The sequence below is a fragment of the Bifidobacterium tibiigranuli genome (assembly GCF_022655035.1).
Lineage (GTDB): Bacteria > Actinomycetota > Actinomycetes > Actinomycetales > Bifidobacteriaceae > Bifidobacterium > Bifidobacterium tibiigranuli_A.
This window is the reverse complement of the sequence record NZ_JALCUA010000004.1, coordinates 50,724-65,911: the sequence shown is the minus strand read 5'-3', so window position 1 is coordinate 65,911 and position 15,188 is coordinate 50,724. Positions and strand designations below refer to the sequence as shown.

Below are 15,188 nucleotides of genomic sequence, written 5' to 3'. Positions count from 1 at the left end.
TCAACGAGCGTGGACATAAAGAAAGGCTAACGCGTCTACGCCAAGATACACGGCGGCGACCCTTAGCTGCGCGACCCTCTGAAATCTCAATCAAGTCAAGAGCGCTACCTTAGCCGCAGAACCAAGCCAAGTCCAGGCTCAAGCCCTGAGCCCTGAGCCCTGAGCCCTGAGCCCTGAGCCCCACCATACCCTCAGTCGCGCTCGGAGAATACGCCCCAGTGCGGGGGAAGCTCGGTGAGTATGCGCTTGTCGTCGTCGGCCTCACGCTGGCGCTCGGTACGCATATCGCCAGGTTCGAGCTTGACGCCGTCCGCGTCAAAACGCTCGGATCCCGCCCGCACGACACGGGTGTGGGCGCGGGGCTTGCGACGGGAAGGATCGTACGCGCTCATCGCACATCCCGATAGATCTCGCTGATGCGTTCGACGACTCGGTCGACTTCCTTGTCGGGGTTCACGAAGGCGCCCACGCTCCATACGTTCATGACCGACCAGCCAAGCGCCTCCAAATCCTGCGTGAGGACGCGGTGACGCGCACGGGTCGACTGCACGCTCATGAAGCGCGAATCATCCGTGATTATGGCAAGTGCATAGGGCTTGCCCTTCAGGCCTATCACCAGCGGGATATGAGCCCCGTTGGCGAAGCCGTAATCCACCGCCACATTCAGCCCGCGAGCGCGGATGCGATCGGCCAGATCGTTGAACAGCACATTGTCCGACGTCTTCTTGACTGCAGGCCGTATCGGCTCGTCATCGTCCTGCTGCTCAGCCCAGAGCAGCACGGTTTTGAGCAGCCGTGGGCCGGGCTGATGCAGGCGTTCGTCGTCAAGGTCCTCGGCACCGAATGCAGAGACGATGTCGACATTGCGGTCAGCTAGGGCGAGCGCGTCAAGCAGCAGGCCACGCCCGCCTTCGCCTTCGAGATGGCCGAACTGCTGCAGGAGGCGACCATGCGAGGTTTTGGCGTAGCACAGGGAGATGATCACATCGTCGGCCCGGGCCCCGGTCACCTCGGTGATGCTGATGAGACGCACATGGCGCAGGAAACGGCCCATCGCCGGATTCTTCGTCGCCAGCGATTTGAGCTCGGCTCCCAGCCGCGTTCTGAACACCGAGGTCAATGTGATGACGCCCAGCACATAGCCGGCCGGCACGATGGTGAAACTCGAGGCGCGCTGCGTGATGAGACGTATGACCTCATCGATCTCCTGCTGGCTGCTCTCCACCAGCCCGCTGGACATCACCGGGACGCCGACCGCCTCAACCCTGTGGAAGGCGACGTGCCCCTGCATGGATTCGGTTGTCGGGTCGCTCGGTGCCGTCCCATAGCCTTGCCGCTCAAGCAAAGCGGCGAGCTGCGGCGAACGCCGCATCGGACGCGCTGCGGTCTTGACGGCGGGAAGCATATCGATCAGCACGGCCAAGGCATCGGAGGTTACGGTGTCGCGGTGCGCAAGCACCACGACCTGACGGGCGCGGCTGACAACCGACAGGAGCTGAATGGAAGGCAGGTGGGCGCCAGCGTCGATAATCGCCACATCGCACAGCGGTGATGGGTCGCTCAGCGCGGCGAGCGTGGACGGCGTGCCCACGATGATAGGCTTGGCCGCAGCGAGGACCTGCGGATGGTCACGCCACAGCCTGCTGAGCTGCACGGGCGAAGTGCCGGCCAGCACAGTATGCAGCTGGTTGGCCTCCTGGGTGTGCGAAAACAGCAGATCGCACAGCCGCCGCATCGCCTCCTGGCGAACCATCGGCCCGATCGAGCGCACATGCTCGACATCGACCTGCGCGAAACGATCGGCGGCGGCTTGCATCGCAGAGCCGTCCTGATTGGAGATGATCGCCGAGGAGCGCACGATGTCTTCGAAGACGGTCGTCCACCATGAGAGCTGCAGCTCGCCCTCGACCGCATCAGTGGCGACGCCGCGGTTGCGCAGATCATCCACGAGCTCCATGAGACCGACGGTCTGGAATTCGCGTTCCAAACGGCAACGCCCGGGCAGCGTGTCCAGCGCCAGATGGTCGTCATACAAGGCCTTGAGACGTTCTTCGAGCGTGTTGAAATCGAGCGTTTCCAGGTTCGCGCCAAGCGGTGTGGTGGCGAGCACGGCGTCGAGCGCCGTGATGTTCTCCATCAGCGCCTCCTGCGTTTCGAGCGTCACGTCGAGCTTGGCGGGCAGCACCGGCCAGCCGCCGTGCGGTACGAACATATGCCATTGCTCGGCCTGCCTGGCAACGACTTTAAGCGCCTCATGCAGATCCTCGATCTGCGCGCCGACGCGCAGCAGGCTTCTGGCCTCCTTGATATGCCGACGCCGTTCCCAGAAGCCCATCGACGTACCTTCGGCCTTGCGCACCGACTTGGGCTTGCTGGCCTCGATCATCGCGTCGATGTCGCGCTCGAAGATCTCGGGCTGGAACACGTCGAGCACGCGGCGCAGATTGCGCAGCACCATCGTCTGACGGCTCCACTCCTGAGCCGTGGTGGGAATCGGGAATCCGCAGGTCTGCACAGTGGAGGCGACTTGGGAGCGTGTCGCCGGCAGCAGCTTGCGCAGCACGTCGCCGACGCGACGGTATGCTGCAACGGCATCCCCTTCGCTCATCACCGATGCCTTGTACCAGGCGGTGTCCTCGGGCCCGACGGTGTACTCGCCCAGTTCGCCGGCCTGCCTGAGCTTGGCCGCCCATTCGTCCATATGCTCGCCGAGCGCATGGGCTGCCGTCTTGCTCAGCCGCACATGCGTCGCCGGATGCGTGGGAAGCATGGCGATGGTCGCCAGATTCTGAATAGTCTGGTAGGCAGAGACGCCCCACTGCTCGCTCACCCCATGCAGATCGCCCAGATAACGCGCCAGCCGCGATCTGACGCCGACCAGCTCGTCGGCGAGCTGGTTGAAGCGCGAGGTCGCCACGCCGGGCTGGAACCCGACCGCCTCGATCAGCTGCTGGTCCAGGCTATGGTTGATATGCTCGTCGGCGGCATCCAGCACCTGCCCTTCCAGTTCGCCGGCATTGATCGCACCGAGGAAACGGCGCTTCTGCTCGGCCACGCAGGGCACATAGAGCACCGAACGACCGTTCATCACGCAGCGCGAGGCGATGGCCGCCGATTCCAAAGCGGTGTCGCGCCCGGCGCAGACATCCACGAACAGCGAGTTTCCAGCGGCCACCATATTCGCCGCGTATCGCACGGTGTTGTCCACATCGCCGATCTCGTATTCGTTATGCGGATCGCCGTCAAAAGGACTGTACGACAGCGGTTCAGCGCCTTTGAGCGCAGCCGCCGCCTGCTCGTCGCCGGCGAGCGCGTCCAGCACGGTGCTGCCGGAACCGCCATGTTCAAGCTTGTCGATGATCCGGCGCGTTTCCAGCAGTATCTGCGATGCGGGATCGATGAAGCAGCCCAGCACAATGTCGCGTTCGATATCGAAATCGGCGAACACTCCGATGGCCTGCCGTGTGATGGCCTCGAAAACAGCCGAGGTCTCGGGAGTTCCGCTGGCATAGTTGCCGCCATCGAACAGCTCGTCCTCATCAAGGTCAACGCCCTGCTCATGCAACGCGGCCACGAAGCTCGGGTTGAGCCGCACACGCCCGGTGAATCGAATCGTGGCATCGGTTTCCCTGCCGTTCGGCTTGCGTACCACGTCGACCGGGTACATCAGCACCGGGACGCTTGCGCCGGTCCACGTCGCCACGCCTACGATCATCGACAACGGCGCGACGCCGCTGAGCCTGCGCTTCGCGGAGCGGTCATCCAAGACGCGCTCCAAACGCCTCCCTGCGGCGCGCAGCATGCCCGAGTCGCGGAACAGCGCGTCGAGCGTGGCCTGCCCGCTGGCGAACAGCTGCGCGATGCCGGAAGGATGCGCATGGGTCATATCCAACTGCGCGGTCAGCTGGCTCACATCCTCAAGCGGCGACGGGTTCAGGCCGGTGCGGTATTCCTCACGCCACCGACGGATGCGTTCCAAGCCTGCTCCGGAGAATCCGGACTGCATGGTTTCGCTCATACCCCGCTCACTTCCCTACCGCTGTGCGGTATTCCTCATATCCGGCGTTACGCGACAGCGCCGCGTCAATGTCCTTGTCTCCCAGTGCCGCCAACCATGCGTACAAATCGTCGTAGAGCGACGGATTCATCGCGAGGAAAGGCAGCAGTTGCGGGTGCTTCGCCATTTCAAATTGCTGCGTGAAATCCCCGGTGCGCTTCGCATCGTCCGAAGTCAGCCCGTCGATGTCGACCGCCGGCTCGCGTTTGCCGAAGTCGCCTTTGGACACCCGCTCGAACACCGAGCCAGGTTCGAACACCGGTGTGAACGCAGCGGTTTCATCGCCATACGAACCGCTTGACGCGCCTTGTGCGGGCTCCTTCACCGCTGCCTGACTAGGTTGCTCAGCCTGATTAGTTTGCGCACTCTGCTCGGTGCGCTCGTCAGCAGCGCCCCGATTGCGGTTCACGGCACTGAAAATCTCACCGACGCCAATCTCGCGCCCTGCGAATTCCGGATGCCCGGCATGATCGGCATGACCAGAAGGCGCTGATTGCTGCAAGCCCGACTGAGCTTCGCCGCGCGGTTCAGCCGCATTGCCAGCGACAGCACCAGCCTGAGCGTCATTATCGTCGTTGCCATCGCTGAGCGCGTCGACAAAGAGATCGCGCTGACGTACTGCGTCGCGCTGGCCTGGCTGCACGATGTTCACCGAAATATGCGTTGCGGCATGGCCGAGCATGGCATCATCCGCCGGCTGCCCGTCATGCGCAGCCGTGCTGCCCTGCGGCAGGGCGCGGGTCTGATCGTCAGACTTGCCGGCGTCAGCCGATTCGTCCGCAGCAGACTCCGCAGCCGCATGCCCCGCAGCTGCTTCCTCATACGATGCCTTCTGCGCGGCATTCTCGACCGGTGACTCTGCACCCGCCTCAGCCGAAGATGCCTCATGTGAAGCTCGCTCATGCTCAGCTACGCTTGCGTCCGCAGCCGCATCATCAGCAGCCGCCCCATCAGTAAACGCATCGTCCCCATCTGCATCATCCGCCGCCACATCATCAGTCGGCGGGAAGGAGAATGCCGCACTGGCTTTCAAGGCGTTCACTTTGCCGGCGACCGTCGCCGTGGAAATCGCCGTCGTGGGCTCGCCTGCGCGCAGGTTGAGGATGTCGTCTACGGACATATCCGCCATACCCGGCTCAGCGGGCTTCGGTTCGGCAGCCGCGTAGGAGAACAGATCCGGCGTCTGCTCGGCTGGCTGCTCCTCTTCCTCGCCATCGACCGCTTCCTCCACCTGCACGAAATCCACAGGAACATCGCCGAACTGCATGCGCATCGGCGACATGGGCAGCGGGAAGTCCGCGCCGCCCTGCAGCCGCATCAGCCCGCCGCGGTCGCCTACGACATAGCTGCCGTTCGTGGAATTGAGATCGCGCAGCACCGCAGCGCCGTGCTCGTCGACTGAGAATACGGCATGCCGCTTCGACATCGAGCGTGAGGAATCCTCGATCTCCATACGCTCGAAGCCGTCGTCGGCCAGCGGCCGCAAGGGCTTGCGCCCAATCTCCACGCTCTCGCCCACCGCCACTTCGGTCTGCTCGGCACCATTGGCCTTGACGATCCACCGCCGTGCAATCCGTTGCTCGCTCACCGTATCGGCCTTCCTTCCCATATACGCCCATATACGCACACTATTTGCTATTGTGTCATGTTTTCATCCGAACGTCGCGGATTACCCTCATGAATTGACAACTTTCACGCATTCGGCGCTGATTCTTCAGCTTCATCCCAGCCTTGTGCAGGGTTGAGGAACTACGACGCCGGGGCTGATCGACCGCCAACACGCAAAACCCCGCCGCCGTGAACAATCACGGACGGCGGGGTTTGCAACTCTGCAATCATGCGGCCAGAAAGCCGCGACGACTACTTGAGCTCGACGGTGGCGCCAGCCTCTTCGAGCTGAGCCTTGGCCTTCTCGGCATCTTCCTTCTTGGCCTTCTCCAGGACGGCCTTCGGGACGGAGTCGACCAGGCCCTTCGCGTCGGCCAGGCCGAGCGAAGTGATGGCGCGGACGGCCTTGATGACCTGGATCTTCTTGTCGCCAATGGAAGCGAGGATGACGTCGAATTCATCCTTCTCTTCCTCGGCCGGAGCAGCGGCACCCGGAGCAGCGGCAGCGGCGGCGACCGGGGCAGCAGCCTCGACGTCGAATTCCTCTTCGAAGGTCTTCACGAACTCGGAGAGTTCGACCAGGGTCATTTCCTTGAACGCGTCGAGGAGCTCCTCGTTGGAGAGCTTAGCCATGATGGCTTCCTTTCTTTCACGGCGGCGGGATGGTGGTTATGTTGACCCGTCGCCAACAATATGTTGTTTACTTATGCTGATTCGCATCGCGGCGCAAGCCACGAAGAACGGAATCAGGCGGCCTTTTCCTGCTTTTCGCGCAGGGCGTCGATCGTGCGCACGGCCTTGGTGGGCAGCGCGACGAACAGGTAGGCGGCCTTGGCCATCGTGCCCTTGAGCGCGCCAGCCATCTTGGACAGAAGCACCTCGCGGGATTCGAGATCCGCAAGCTTCTTGACGCCTTCGGCATCATAGACGGTTCCATCAGCGAAACCGGCCTTGAGCACGAGGGGCTTGTTGACCTTGGCAAAGTCACGCAGCGTCTTCGCAGCCTCGACGTAGTCACCCTTCACGAAGGTGATGGCAGTCGGACCGGCGAGGGTCTCATCGAGACCTTCGATTCCGGCCTCTTTGGCGGCGATGCGAGCCAGCGTGTTCTTAGCCACGGCATAGGAAGTATCGCGGCCTAGCTTTTCGCGCAGATCGGAGATCTGCGGAACAGTAAGCCCGCGGTACTCGGTCAGGTAGATCGCATCAGCATTACGGAATTGCTCCGTAAGCTGCGCGATCACCGCTGCCTTTTCGGGCCTTTTCATGGCGTTCCTTCCTAAGTCGACCATTGGCTGCAAGAAGTTCGGCGCGATGTCGCCTTGCAGGCATAAAAAAAGCCCTGCGCACAGGCAGAGCGAACATGGCCGCAAGCGGCAGACTCTCAGCGATACACAAGAGCCATTCATCTCAACCTGCGCTGGCTTGGCGAACCAAACTTCGAGAGGCTTGCACCTCTAACCAACGGTCTGTGGTTTACAAGATGAATACTTTATGCGAGCGCAGGGACTTTGGAAACACAACGACTGGTCCCACGGCGTGTCGTTGGCTGCACCGCGAGTCATCACGGCACACAACGGCACGCATGCACCGGCGTGCAGATGGCAGCACGCAGATACCAACACACAGATTTCAACACAGATTTCAACACACGGATTCCAACGCACAGACAGCAGCACGCAAGCGGCCCCAAGCAAAACCGCCTGCCACTTCCCGGTTCGGCAACGATGCCGGGAAATGACAGGCGGTTTATAGCCGCTGCGGCAGATATCTACGCCAGGTATCTACGACAATATCTACGTCAGATATCTGCGGCAGCCATCAGCTGGTCACAATCAGGCCGTCTGACCTTGCAGCGCCAAATCGCGCTTCTGCTTCGGGGTGAGCTTGTCATGGCGCATCTCGAAGAGGAAGTAGATCGCCACGATAAGCAGCTCGATGGCCGGCAGGATGAAGGAGACCTTCATGCCAGCGGCATCCGAGAGCGCGCCCTGTGCAGCAGGCAGCACCGCGCCACCGACGATGGCCATCACGATGATGGCGCCGGCGGTCTCGGTGTAGCGACGATCCTCGACGGTCTCCAAGGTCCTGGAGTAGATGGTCGGCCAGCCGGGTCCGAGGAAGAGGCTGACGCCGGCGGCCATCCATACGGCGACGACGCTGTGGATGGTAACGGTGCCGAGCAGCATCAGGGTGCCGAGAATCATGTACACGGACAGCACGCGGGTCTCACGGAACTTCGTGAGCAGCCAGCTTGCCAGGAAACGACCGACGAGGAAGAAGCCATAGCTCCACAGCATGAAGTCGGCCGCGTCACGCTCGGTGAAGTGCGGGAACATGTTGAGGGCGAGACGCATGGTGAAGGACCAGATGCCGGTCTGCGCGCCGATGTAGATGAACTGGGTGGCAACGCCCCCCCAGTAGCGGCGGTTGTGCAGCAGATGGGTGATGGTCTCGCCAAAGCCGGCATGCGCATCGGCGCCTTCGGCGGTCTTCGGGCGGCCGGAGGGGAACTTCGTCACGGCGAACGCCAGGATGAGGACGATGAGCACGATCAGCACGTACTTGTACGGCGAAAGCGTGCGACCCAGCTGCTCGATGCCGTAGGCGTGAGCGGCCTCAGGCGTCATCTTGGCCATTTCCGTCTTGAGGTTCGAGTCCTGGAAGATCAGGTACTTGCCCAGCAGGATGCCGATAATCAGGCCGACCGCATTCATCACCTGCGCGATGTTCAGTCGGACGGTCGCCAGTCGGCGCGGTCCCAGCAGCGTCGCATAGGTGTCGCCGGAGGTCTCCAGGAAGCTCAGGCCGATGGCCTCAACGAAGATGGCGAACAGGAACGGCGCGTACGTCGCCATGCGGGACGCGGGGAAGAAGATGAAGCATCCTGCGGCGAAGCAGGCCAGGCCGGCGATGATGCCCATCTTGTAGCTGGACTTCTTGATGAACAGCGAGGCGGGGATGGCGATGATGAAGTAGCCGCCGTAGAAGGCGCTTTGCACGAAGGCGGTCGCCAGATCGCTCAGGTTGAACACGACCTTGAACTGCGTGATCAGGATGTCGTTGAGGCTCGATGCAATCGCCCACATGGCGAACAGGATGGACACCAGCACGAATTGCAGGACCGGGGTGCGGTCGAGGTATCCGTCTGGCTGCTCCTTCCACGAGACTGATTTTGCTGCCATTGTTTCTTCTTCTTTCTTGAGCAGTTGCTTGACGATCGGACGAAGGGCGAATGCGTCCAAGGTCCGTCGTCTGATCAGGCGCATGACGGCGCTAGGCCGTGTTGGCGCGTCTGACCACATGGTGGGTAATGCAGTACTGGATAACCAGTGCCAGATAATTCAGGTTGCGCTGCGTCGCGCAGCCCGTACAGCTTTCTTGCCGCCGGTCGCTTTTGGCGAAGGCGGACGAAGGTTCAATATGCGCAGCCTCAAGCCCGCCCGATTACAGAATCTGGCAGAACTCGATGGTCTCGTGATTCGGGCCGAGGACATTGAAGTAGCGGATGCCCTTCTGCCAGAACGTCGGAATGTACTGTACCGAGCCTTCGACGAAGTCCAGGTTCAGCTTCTGCGCCTCTTCGAAGGCCTTGTCGATGTCGGTCACGTCAAGTGCGAAATGATTGATGGCTCCGGTCACGCCGGCCGCTTCGTCAACGGTCCACACCTCAAGCGTCAGATTGGCCAGGCGCAGGAATGCGCAGGTGCTCTCGCCGTTGGGATACTTGCCCGCGACTTCGAAGCCGAGCTTGTCGTAGTAGTCGATGGTCTTTTGCAGATCAGTCGTAGGAATGCCGACGTGCTGAACCCCATTGAGATACGTCGTGATATTCGTCATAAGTAGCTTCATCGCCCCTTTTGCATTGCACATCCGGCTCACGACGGTCTGGCGTGAACCTTACAGCATCACTGTAATACGAATCACATATTTTGCAAACGAGAGTGTCGGCGCCCAGCGTCGGCCACGTCCCCGGCGCCGTCTTCGCCGAGTACCGCTGCTCAGCTGTTGCGCGGCTTGTAATACCGTAATAAAGCCTGCTGGGAGACCTGCCGCGAGCCTACAACGCGGCGGCGTAGCGCGCGAGCGCGGCCACGGTGCCGGAGAGATATTCGAGTGAACGCTGCCAGTCGCCGGGCACCTCGATGGAATGATTCGCGCCGGGGAATTCATGGACGTCAGCGCTGAGCGCATGGGCGCGGTCCGCATCGTAATACGGGTCGGCGCTTCCCGCGCAGATAAGCGGCTTGCGTGCTGCCTCGGTCCCTGTCCCCGCGTCCTCTTTCCGGCTCGGCATGGCGATGCGCTGGCCGCTGGGGTCGAAGGGCGCCGGGTTGAGCACCGGCGTGAACAGCGCCATGGGGATGCCGAGCTTGCGGGCGTGGCCGTACGCCAGCGTGGTGAGCGATTTGCCGATGAGCAGCATGCGCGGCTGCGGCAATCCGGCGTCAGTGGCCTGTGCCTGTGCCGCAGCATGCCATTCGTCGATGGCGGTTTCGATGACCGGCGTCACTTCGGAGAGATCGTCCTTGGTGTTGTGCACATTGAGCCGGTCGACATGCCAGCCGGTCTGCGCCAGCATCTGCGCGGACCAGTACAGCAGCGGCCGGTCGCAGGTGTACCCGGTTCCCGGCATCACCAGCGCGTAGCCGTGCGGCGCGCTGCCGTCCACAGCATGGTTGTGCTTCCACGGCTTGATGGCGTATTCGACGCTTCCCGATGACACATTCCCTCCCGGATGTCTTGGCGGCTCCTGCAGATTGCAACCGTTGCGAATCTGCACGTTGCAGTCTCATATAGTCGTATATATTGCGAGTCTTATATATTGCGGCTTCACAGCCTGTCTTCACAGCCGAGTCACCAGCTTAATTGCGCGCAGTGACCGAATGCAAGCAGCGCCTATTCTCCACCTGTGCCTATGAGCTATGCCTATGAAATACGTATGCGTATGCCCGCGGAACGAAAATACCTATAGAAATGCGTATCGGGCCTCCTCGAACACGTCGAAGAGGCCCGATACGCATAGCACGCAGGCGATCAGGCCAGAATGGCCATGGTCACGAAGTCGAGGATGAACAGGGCCGAGACGATCCAGATGATCGGGTGGACCTCCTTGGCCTTCTTCTTGCAGGTCATCACGATGCAGTACATGATGAAGCCGCCGGCGATGCCGTAGGAGATGGAGTAGGAGTACGCCATGAACACGGCCGCGAAGAAGGCGGGAACCGCTTCGGAGAGCTCGTCCCACTTGACGTCCTTGAGGCTGGCCGCCATCATGCAGCCGACCACGACGAGCACGCCTGCGGTGGCCGCCGCAGGAATCGCGGAAACGACCGGAGCGAGGAAGATGGAGAGCACGAAGCAGAGCGCGACAATCACGGAGGTCAGGCCCGTGCGGCCGCCCGCGCCGATGCCCGCAGCGGACTCAACGTAGGTCGTGGTGTTCGAAGTGCCGAAGATCGCGCCGACCGAAGTGGCGATGGAATCGGAGAAGAGCGCCTTGTCCATCTTGGAGCTGAAGCCGGAGCCATTCTCCAGGGCCTTCTCATCCTCTTCGGAGAAGATGCCGGTGCGACGGCCGGTGCCGATGAAGGTGCCGATGGTGTCGAAGGTATCGGACATCGAGAACGCGAAGATGGTCACGATGACGAGCGGCAGCCTGGCCGGGTTGGAGAACAGCGCGGGGAAGCCCTGCTCGGTGAAGATCGCGCCGAAGGTCGTCGGCAGCTCGGAGAAGGTCTGGCCCAGGGAATGCGAGGCGCCGAAATTGGTCACGCCGAGCGGAATGCCGATGATGGCCGTCACCGCGATGGTGATGAGCATCGCGCCCTTGACGTTGAGCACGTTGAGCACGATGGCGAGAATCAGGCCGATGAGGAACACCCACAGCACGGGCTGGTTGAGCGTGGAAAGCGCGGGGACACCGGCCTTGAAGTTGAGGAAGCCGACATTGAGCATGCCGACGTAGGCGATGAACAGGCCGATGCCGCCGCCGATCGCCTGCTGCAGCGATTCGGGGATGGCCTCGATGACCATCTTTCGAATTTTGGTGACGGTGATGATGATGTTGATGATGCCGCACAGGAACACCATGCACATGGTCTCCTGCCAGGTGAACTTCAGACCGAGGCAGACCGTGTAGGTGAAGAAGGCGTTGAGGCCCATGCCTGCGGCCTGGGCGTAAGGCACATTGGCGAACAGGCCCATGACGAGCGTGCCGATGACCGCAGCGATGATGGTCGCCAGGAACACGCCGCCCCACGGCATGCCCGTTTTGCTCAGAATCTGCGGGTTGACGATGATGATGTAGGACATCGCGAAGAACGTGGTCAGGCCGGCCATGATCTCAGTGGAGACCGTGGTGCCGTTCTCCTTCAGATGGAAGAAGTGTTCCATTACTGCTTTCTGCTCCTTGGTTTGCGCACGGGCTGAACCGTGCCGAGGTTACTGCGACTCGTCCGCCGGATGCGGACAGAGAGACCATACCACCCACAGCAGTCAGGCATATTACATGTGGATTCCAGAGTTCTTTCATAGAGTGCGTGTATGCAGCTTACGCAGGCAGTTGCAGGCAACGCGAAGGGCGGGGCGAACGGATGCTGCAATAGCATCGTTCGCCCCGCCCTTTGACCGGTCTGACAGTCTCGCGATCACCCAAATCGTCCGGAGATATACCGCTCGGCCTCTTCGTTCTGCGGGTTGTTGAACATCGTGTTCGTATCCGAGAAGTAGGTCAGGTGCCCAGGCTCGCCCACGGCCTTGAGGTTGAAGAAGGCCGTGTAGTCCGCGATGCGGGCGGCCTGCTGCATGTTGTGGGTCACGATCACAATCGTGTAGTCGTTCTTGAGCTCGTTGATCAAGTCCTCCACGGCCAGCGTCGAAATCGGGTCGAGCGCCGAGCAGGGTTCGTCCATGAGCAGCACCTGCGGGTGAACAGCCACGGCGCGTGCGATGCACAGACGCTGCTGCTGGCCACCGGAAAGGCCGATGCCAGGATTGTCGAGACGATCCTTGACCTCGTTCCACAGGTTCGCGCCGCGCAGCGCCCACTCGACCAGCTCGTCGGCATCCGACTTGTTGATCTTGCGGTTGTTGAGCCTGACCCCAGCCAGCACATTCTCGCGAATGGACATGGTCGGGAAGGGGTTCGCGCGCTGGAAGACCATGCCGACGTCGCGGCGAACCTCGACCGGATCGACGTCCTTGGCGTATAGGTTGCGGCCTTCGAGCTTCACTTCGCCCTTGACATGCGCGCCCGGGATGATCTCGTGCATGCGGTCGAGCGTGCGCAGCACCGTCGACTTGCCGCAGCCGGAGGGTCCGATGAACGCGGTGACCTTGTTGGGCTGGATCGCGATATTGACATCTTCGACGGCCAGGAAGTCGCCGTAGTAGATGTTGAGATGATTGACATCAATGCGTTGTCCCATAATATTCCTTTTCGTATTTATCGCAGTCGACTCGCCGCTGCGGCATCTGGATGAACCGTGCGCGGCGCGAAGCCGACGTCTGCTGTGCCTTGTTCTCGCAGCATGGGCATCACCGTTCGGTCTTCACGGCGAAGACCTTGGCGACCAAACGGCCCAGCAGGTTCAGCAGCAGCACGATGACGATCAGCGTCAGCGCACCGGCCCATGCCCGTTCCATGGGGATGGTGGTGACGCAACTCGCGCTGGCAGATGCCGGGCAGGTGACCGTAAGCTTGCTGTACTCCTGATAGACGTACACCGGAAGCGTCGTCATCTGGCCGGAGAAGAGGTTGAGGTTCGTCGACGAGATGTAGCCGGCGGTCATCAGCAGCGGCGCGGTTTCGCCAATCACGCGGGCGATGGCCAGAATCACGCCGGACACGATGCCCGGAAGCGCGGTGCGCAGCACGATCTTGGTTATCGTGCGCTGCTTGGTGACGCCAAGCGCATACGCCGCCTCGCGCAAATCAGCAGGAACGACCTTGAGCATCTCCTCGCTCGATTTGACGACGGTCGGAATCATGAGCAGTGACAAGGCCACCGAACCCTGGAAGCCGCTGAGCGAGCCGGGGCCGAACACGATTGTGAACATCGAGAAGGCGAACAGGCCGGCCACGATGGACGGGATGCCGCTCATGACGTCCACCAGCAGCGCGATGGATTTCGCGAGCTTGCCGTTGTGCGCGTACTCGACCAGATAGACCGCGCACAAGAGGCCGATCGGGATCGAAATCAGCATGGCGCCGAAGGTGACCAGCAGCGTGCCGATGATGGCGTGCAGGATGCCGCCGTAGCCGCCCGAAGGAGTCGGGTTGCCGCCGATCACGCCTTCCATGTTGTACGTCAGGAAGTTGATGTTGAGCCGCTTGACGCCCTTGGATATGGCGGTCCACAGCACCGATACCAGCGGCACGAGCGCGACGACGAAGGCCGCGGCGATCAGCACGCGCATGAAGAGATCCTTGCGCTTGCGTGCGGCCGTGTAGGATCGCGAGGGCTTGAACTTATCGAAGTCGATGACCGGGGCGTCGCCCTGGGGCGCGGAATCGCCCACCGGTTGCGAAGTTTGCTGTGACATTTATGCAACTGCCTTTCGCGTGACGGCCCGCGCAAGCGCATTGACGGCGAAGGTGATCACGAACAGCACCAGACCGGTGCCGATCAGCGTGGAAACGCCAAGGGCGTTCGCCTCGGGGTATTGCGCGGCGATATTGGCCGCAATGGTTTGGTTCTGCGAAGCCTGGAGAATCTTGACCGAGTACTTGAGCCCCGGGGAGAGGATCATGAGCACGGCCATCGTCTCGCCAAGCGCGCGGCCCAAGCCCAGCATCGAAGCGGAGACGATGCCCGAGCGGCCGAACGGCAGCACGGCGAGCTTGATCATCTCCCACTTCGTGGCGCCCAGAGCCAACGCGGCTTCCTGCTGCAGACGCGGAGTCTGCACGAAGATGTCGCGCGACATCGAGGTGATGATCGGCAGGATCATCACCGCAAGCACCACGGCGACCGAAGCCACGGTACGCGAGGGGTTGGCGGCAGGACCAGCGAAAATCGGAATCCAGCCCAGATAGGTGGCGACCCAGTCCCAGAAGGGATGAATCGCCGGCACCAGCACCAGGCCGCCCCACAGGCCGTAGATGACCGAAGGAATCGCGGCGAGCAGGTCCACGACGTAGTTGAGTGCCGTGGCCACGCGCTTGGGCGCGTAATGCGAGATGAACAGAGCGATGCCGACAGCGATGAAGAAGGCAATCACCAGAGCCAGCGCAGCCACGAGCACCGTGCCGAAGACCAACGGACCGACGTACTGCCAGAAGTTGTGGGCGCCGCCGCCGGTGAAGGACTCTATGGTCGCCTTGTTCGCTCCCTGATCCCCTCCGATCAGTGGCCAGGCGCGGAAGAGCAGGAACAGCGTCACGGCGGCAAGCGCGACGAGTATCAGAATGCCGCAGGCGTAGACGATGGCCTTGAAGACATTGTCGGCGATTTTTCCGTCGCCGTGCGGTTTGGCACCGCTAGTTTGCGAACTCACCAGTTCTCCTCATTTCTCGCAT

At 61.8% G+C, this 15,188-nt stretch carries 12 protein-coding genes; all 12 read right to left on the bottom strand.

From position 1 onward, the window contains the following. Positions 1–191 precede the first annotated feature (191 nt). Entirely contained in the window at positions 192–392 is a 201-nt protein-coding gene (locus LKK40_RS05920) for a hypothetical protein (RefSeq protein ID WP_304309859.1), read from the bottom strand. Then, entirely contained in the window at positions 389–4,018 is a 3,630-nt protein-coding gene (locus tag LKK40_RS05915) for a helicase (protein ID WP_304309858.1), read from the bottom strand. The genes LKK40_RS05920 and LKK40_RS05915 overlap by 4 nt, the downstream gene beginning before the upstream one ends. A 7-nt stretch (positions 4,019–4,025) precedes the next feature. Continuing rightward, complete coding sequence (locus tag LKK40_RS05910) at positions 4,026–5,666, bottom strand: FHA domain-containing protein (protein ID WP_304309857.1); 1,641 nt, start codon at positions 5,664–5,666, stop codon at positions 4,026–4,028. Positions 5,667–5,917: 251 nt separating this feature from the next. Continuing rightward, complete coding sequence (rplL, locus tag LKK40_RS05905) at positions 5,918–6,298, bottom strand: 50S ribosomal protein L7/L12 (RefSeq protein ID WP_304309856.1); 381 nt, start codon at positions 6,296–6,298, stop codon at positions 5,918–5,920. 113 nt (positions 6,299–6,411) lie between these two features. After that, entirely contained in the window at positions 6,412–6,933 is a 522-nt protein-coding gene (gene rplJ, locus LKK40_RS05900) for a 50S ribosomal protein L10 (RefSeq protein ID WP_152580299.1), read from the bottom strand. A 567-nt stretch (positions 6,934–7,500) separates the two neighbouring features. Continuing rightward, on the bottom strand, positions 7,501–8,850 hold the full coding sequence (gene fucP / locus LKK40_RS05895; protein WP_152580300.1) for an L-fucose:H+ symporter permease: 1,350 nt from the start codon (positions 8,848–8,850) through the stop codon (positions 7,501–7,503). 262 nt (positions 8,851–9,112) lie between these two features. Further along, positions 9,113–9,505, bottom strand: a complete 393-nt coding sequence (locus LKK40_RS05890) for a VOC family protein (protein ID WP_152580301.1) — start codon at positions 9,503–9,505, stop codon at positions 9,113–9,115. A gap of 220 nt (positions 9,506–9,725) precedes the next feature. Then, the gene (locus LKK40_RS05885) at positions 9,726–10,391 is read right to left on the bottom strand and encodes a hypothetical protein (RefSeq protein ID WP_304309855.1); all 666 of its coding nucleotides are present in this window, start codon (positions 10,389–10,391) and stop codon (positions 9,726–9,728) included. A gap of 311 nt (positions 10,392–10,702) precedes the next feature. Further along, positions 10,703–12,061: an NCS2 family permease gene (locus tag LKK40_RS05880; protein WP_304309854.1), complete on the bottom strand. Its 1,359-nt coding sequence runs from the start codon at positions 12,059–12,061 to the stop codon at positions 10,703–10,705. A 254-nt stretch (positions 12,062–12,315) separates the two neighbouring features. Then, positions 12,316–13,095 carry a phosphate ABC transporter ATP-binding protein PstB gene (gene pstB, locus LKK40_RS05875; RefSeq protein WP_304309853.1) on the bottom strand — a complete coding sequence of 260 codons (780 nt, stop codon included), beginning with the start codon at positions 13,093–13,095 and terminating at the stop codon, positions 12,316–12,318. A 109-nt stretch (positions 13,096–13,204) separates the two neighbouring features. Then, positions 13,205–14,212 carry a phosphate ABC transporter permease PstA gene (gene pstA / locus LKK40_RS05870; protein ID WP_304309852.1) on the bottom strand — a complete coding sequence of 336 codons (1,008 nt, stop codon included), beginning with the start codon at positions 14,210–14,212 and terminating at the stop codon, positions 13,205–13,207. Beyond that, a complete protein-coding gene (gene pstC / locus LKK40_RS05865) occupies positions 14,213–15,166 on the bottom strand; it encodes a phosphate ABC transporter permease subunit PstC (RefSeq protein WP_304309851.1) in 954 nt (317 codons plus the stop codon). It abuts the gene before it with no gap. Between the last annotated feature and the right edge of the window lie 22 nt (positions 15,167–15,188).

Coding starts and splice junctions, on each gene's coding strand:
- LKK40_RS05920 (WP_304309859.1), bottom strand. CDS start 392: ATGAGCGCGTACGATCCTTCCCGTCGCAAGCCCCGCGCCCACACCCGT.
- LKK40_RS05915 (WP_304309858.1), bottom strand. CDS start 4,018: ATGAGCGAAACCATGCAGTCCGGATTCTCCGGAGCAGGCTTGGAACGC.
- LKK40_RS05910 (WP_304309857.1), bottom strand. CDS start 5,666: ATGGGAAGGAAGGCCGATACGGTGAGCGAGCAACGGATTGCACGGCGG.
- rplL (WP_304309856.1), bottom strand. CDS start 6,298: ATGGCTAAGCTCTCCAACGAGGAGCTCCTCGACGCGTTCAAGGAAATG.
- rplJ (WP_152580299.1), bottom strand. CDS start 6,933: ATGAAAAGGCCCGAAAAGGCAGCGGTGATCGCGCAGCTTACGGAGCAA.
- fucP (WP_152580300.1), bottom strand. CDS start 8,850: ATGGCAGCAAAATCAGTCTCGTGGAAGGAGCAGCCAGACGGATACCTC.
- LKK40_RS05890 (WP_152580301.1), bottom strand. CDS start 9,505: ATGACGAATATCACGACGTATCTCAATGGGGTTCAGCACGTCGGCATT.
- LKK40_RS05880 (WP_304309854.1), bottom strand. CDS start 12,061: ATGGAACACTTCTTCCATCTGAAGGAGAACGGCACCACGGTCTCCACT.
- pstB (WP_304309853.1), bottom strand. CDS start 13,095: ATGGGACAACGCATTGATGTCAATCATCTCAACATCTACTACGGCGAC.
- pstA (WP_304309852.1), bottom strand. CDS start 14,212: ATGTCACAGCAAACTTCGCAACCGGTGGGCGATTCCGCGCCCCAGGGC.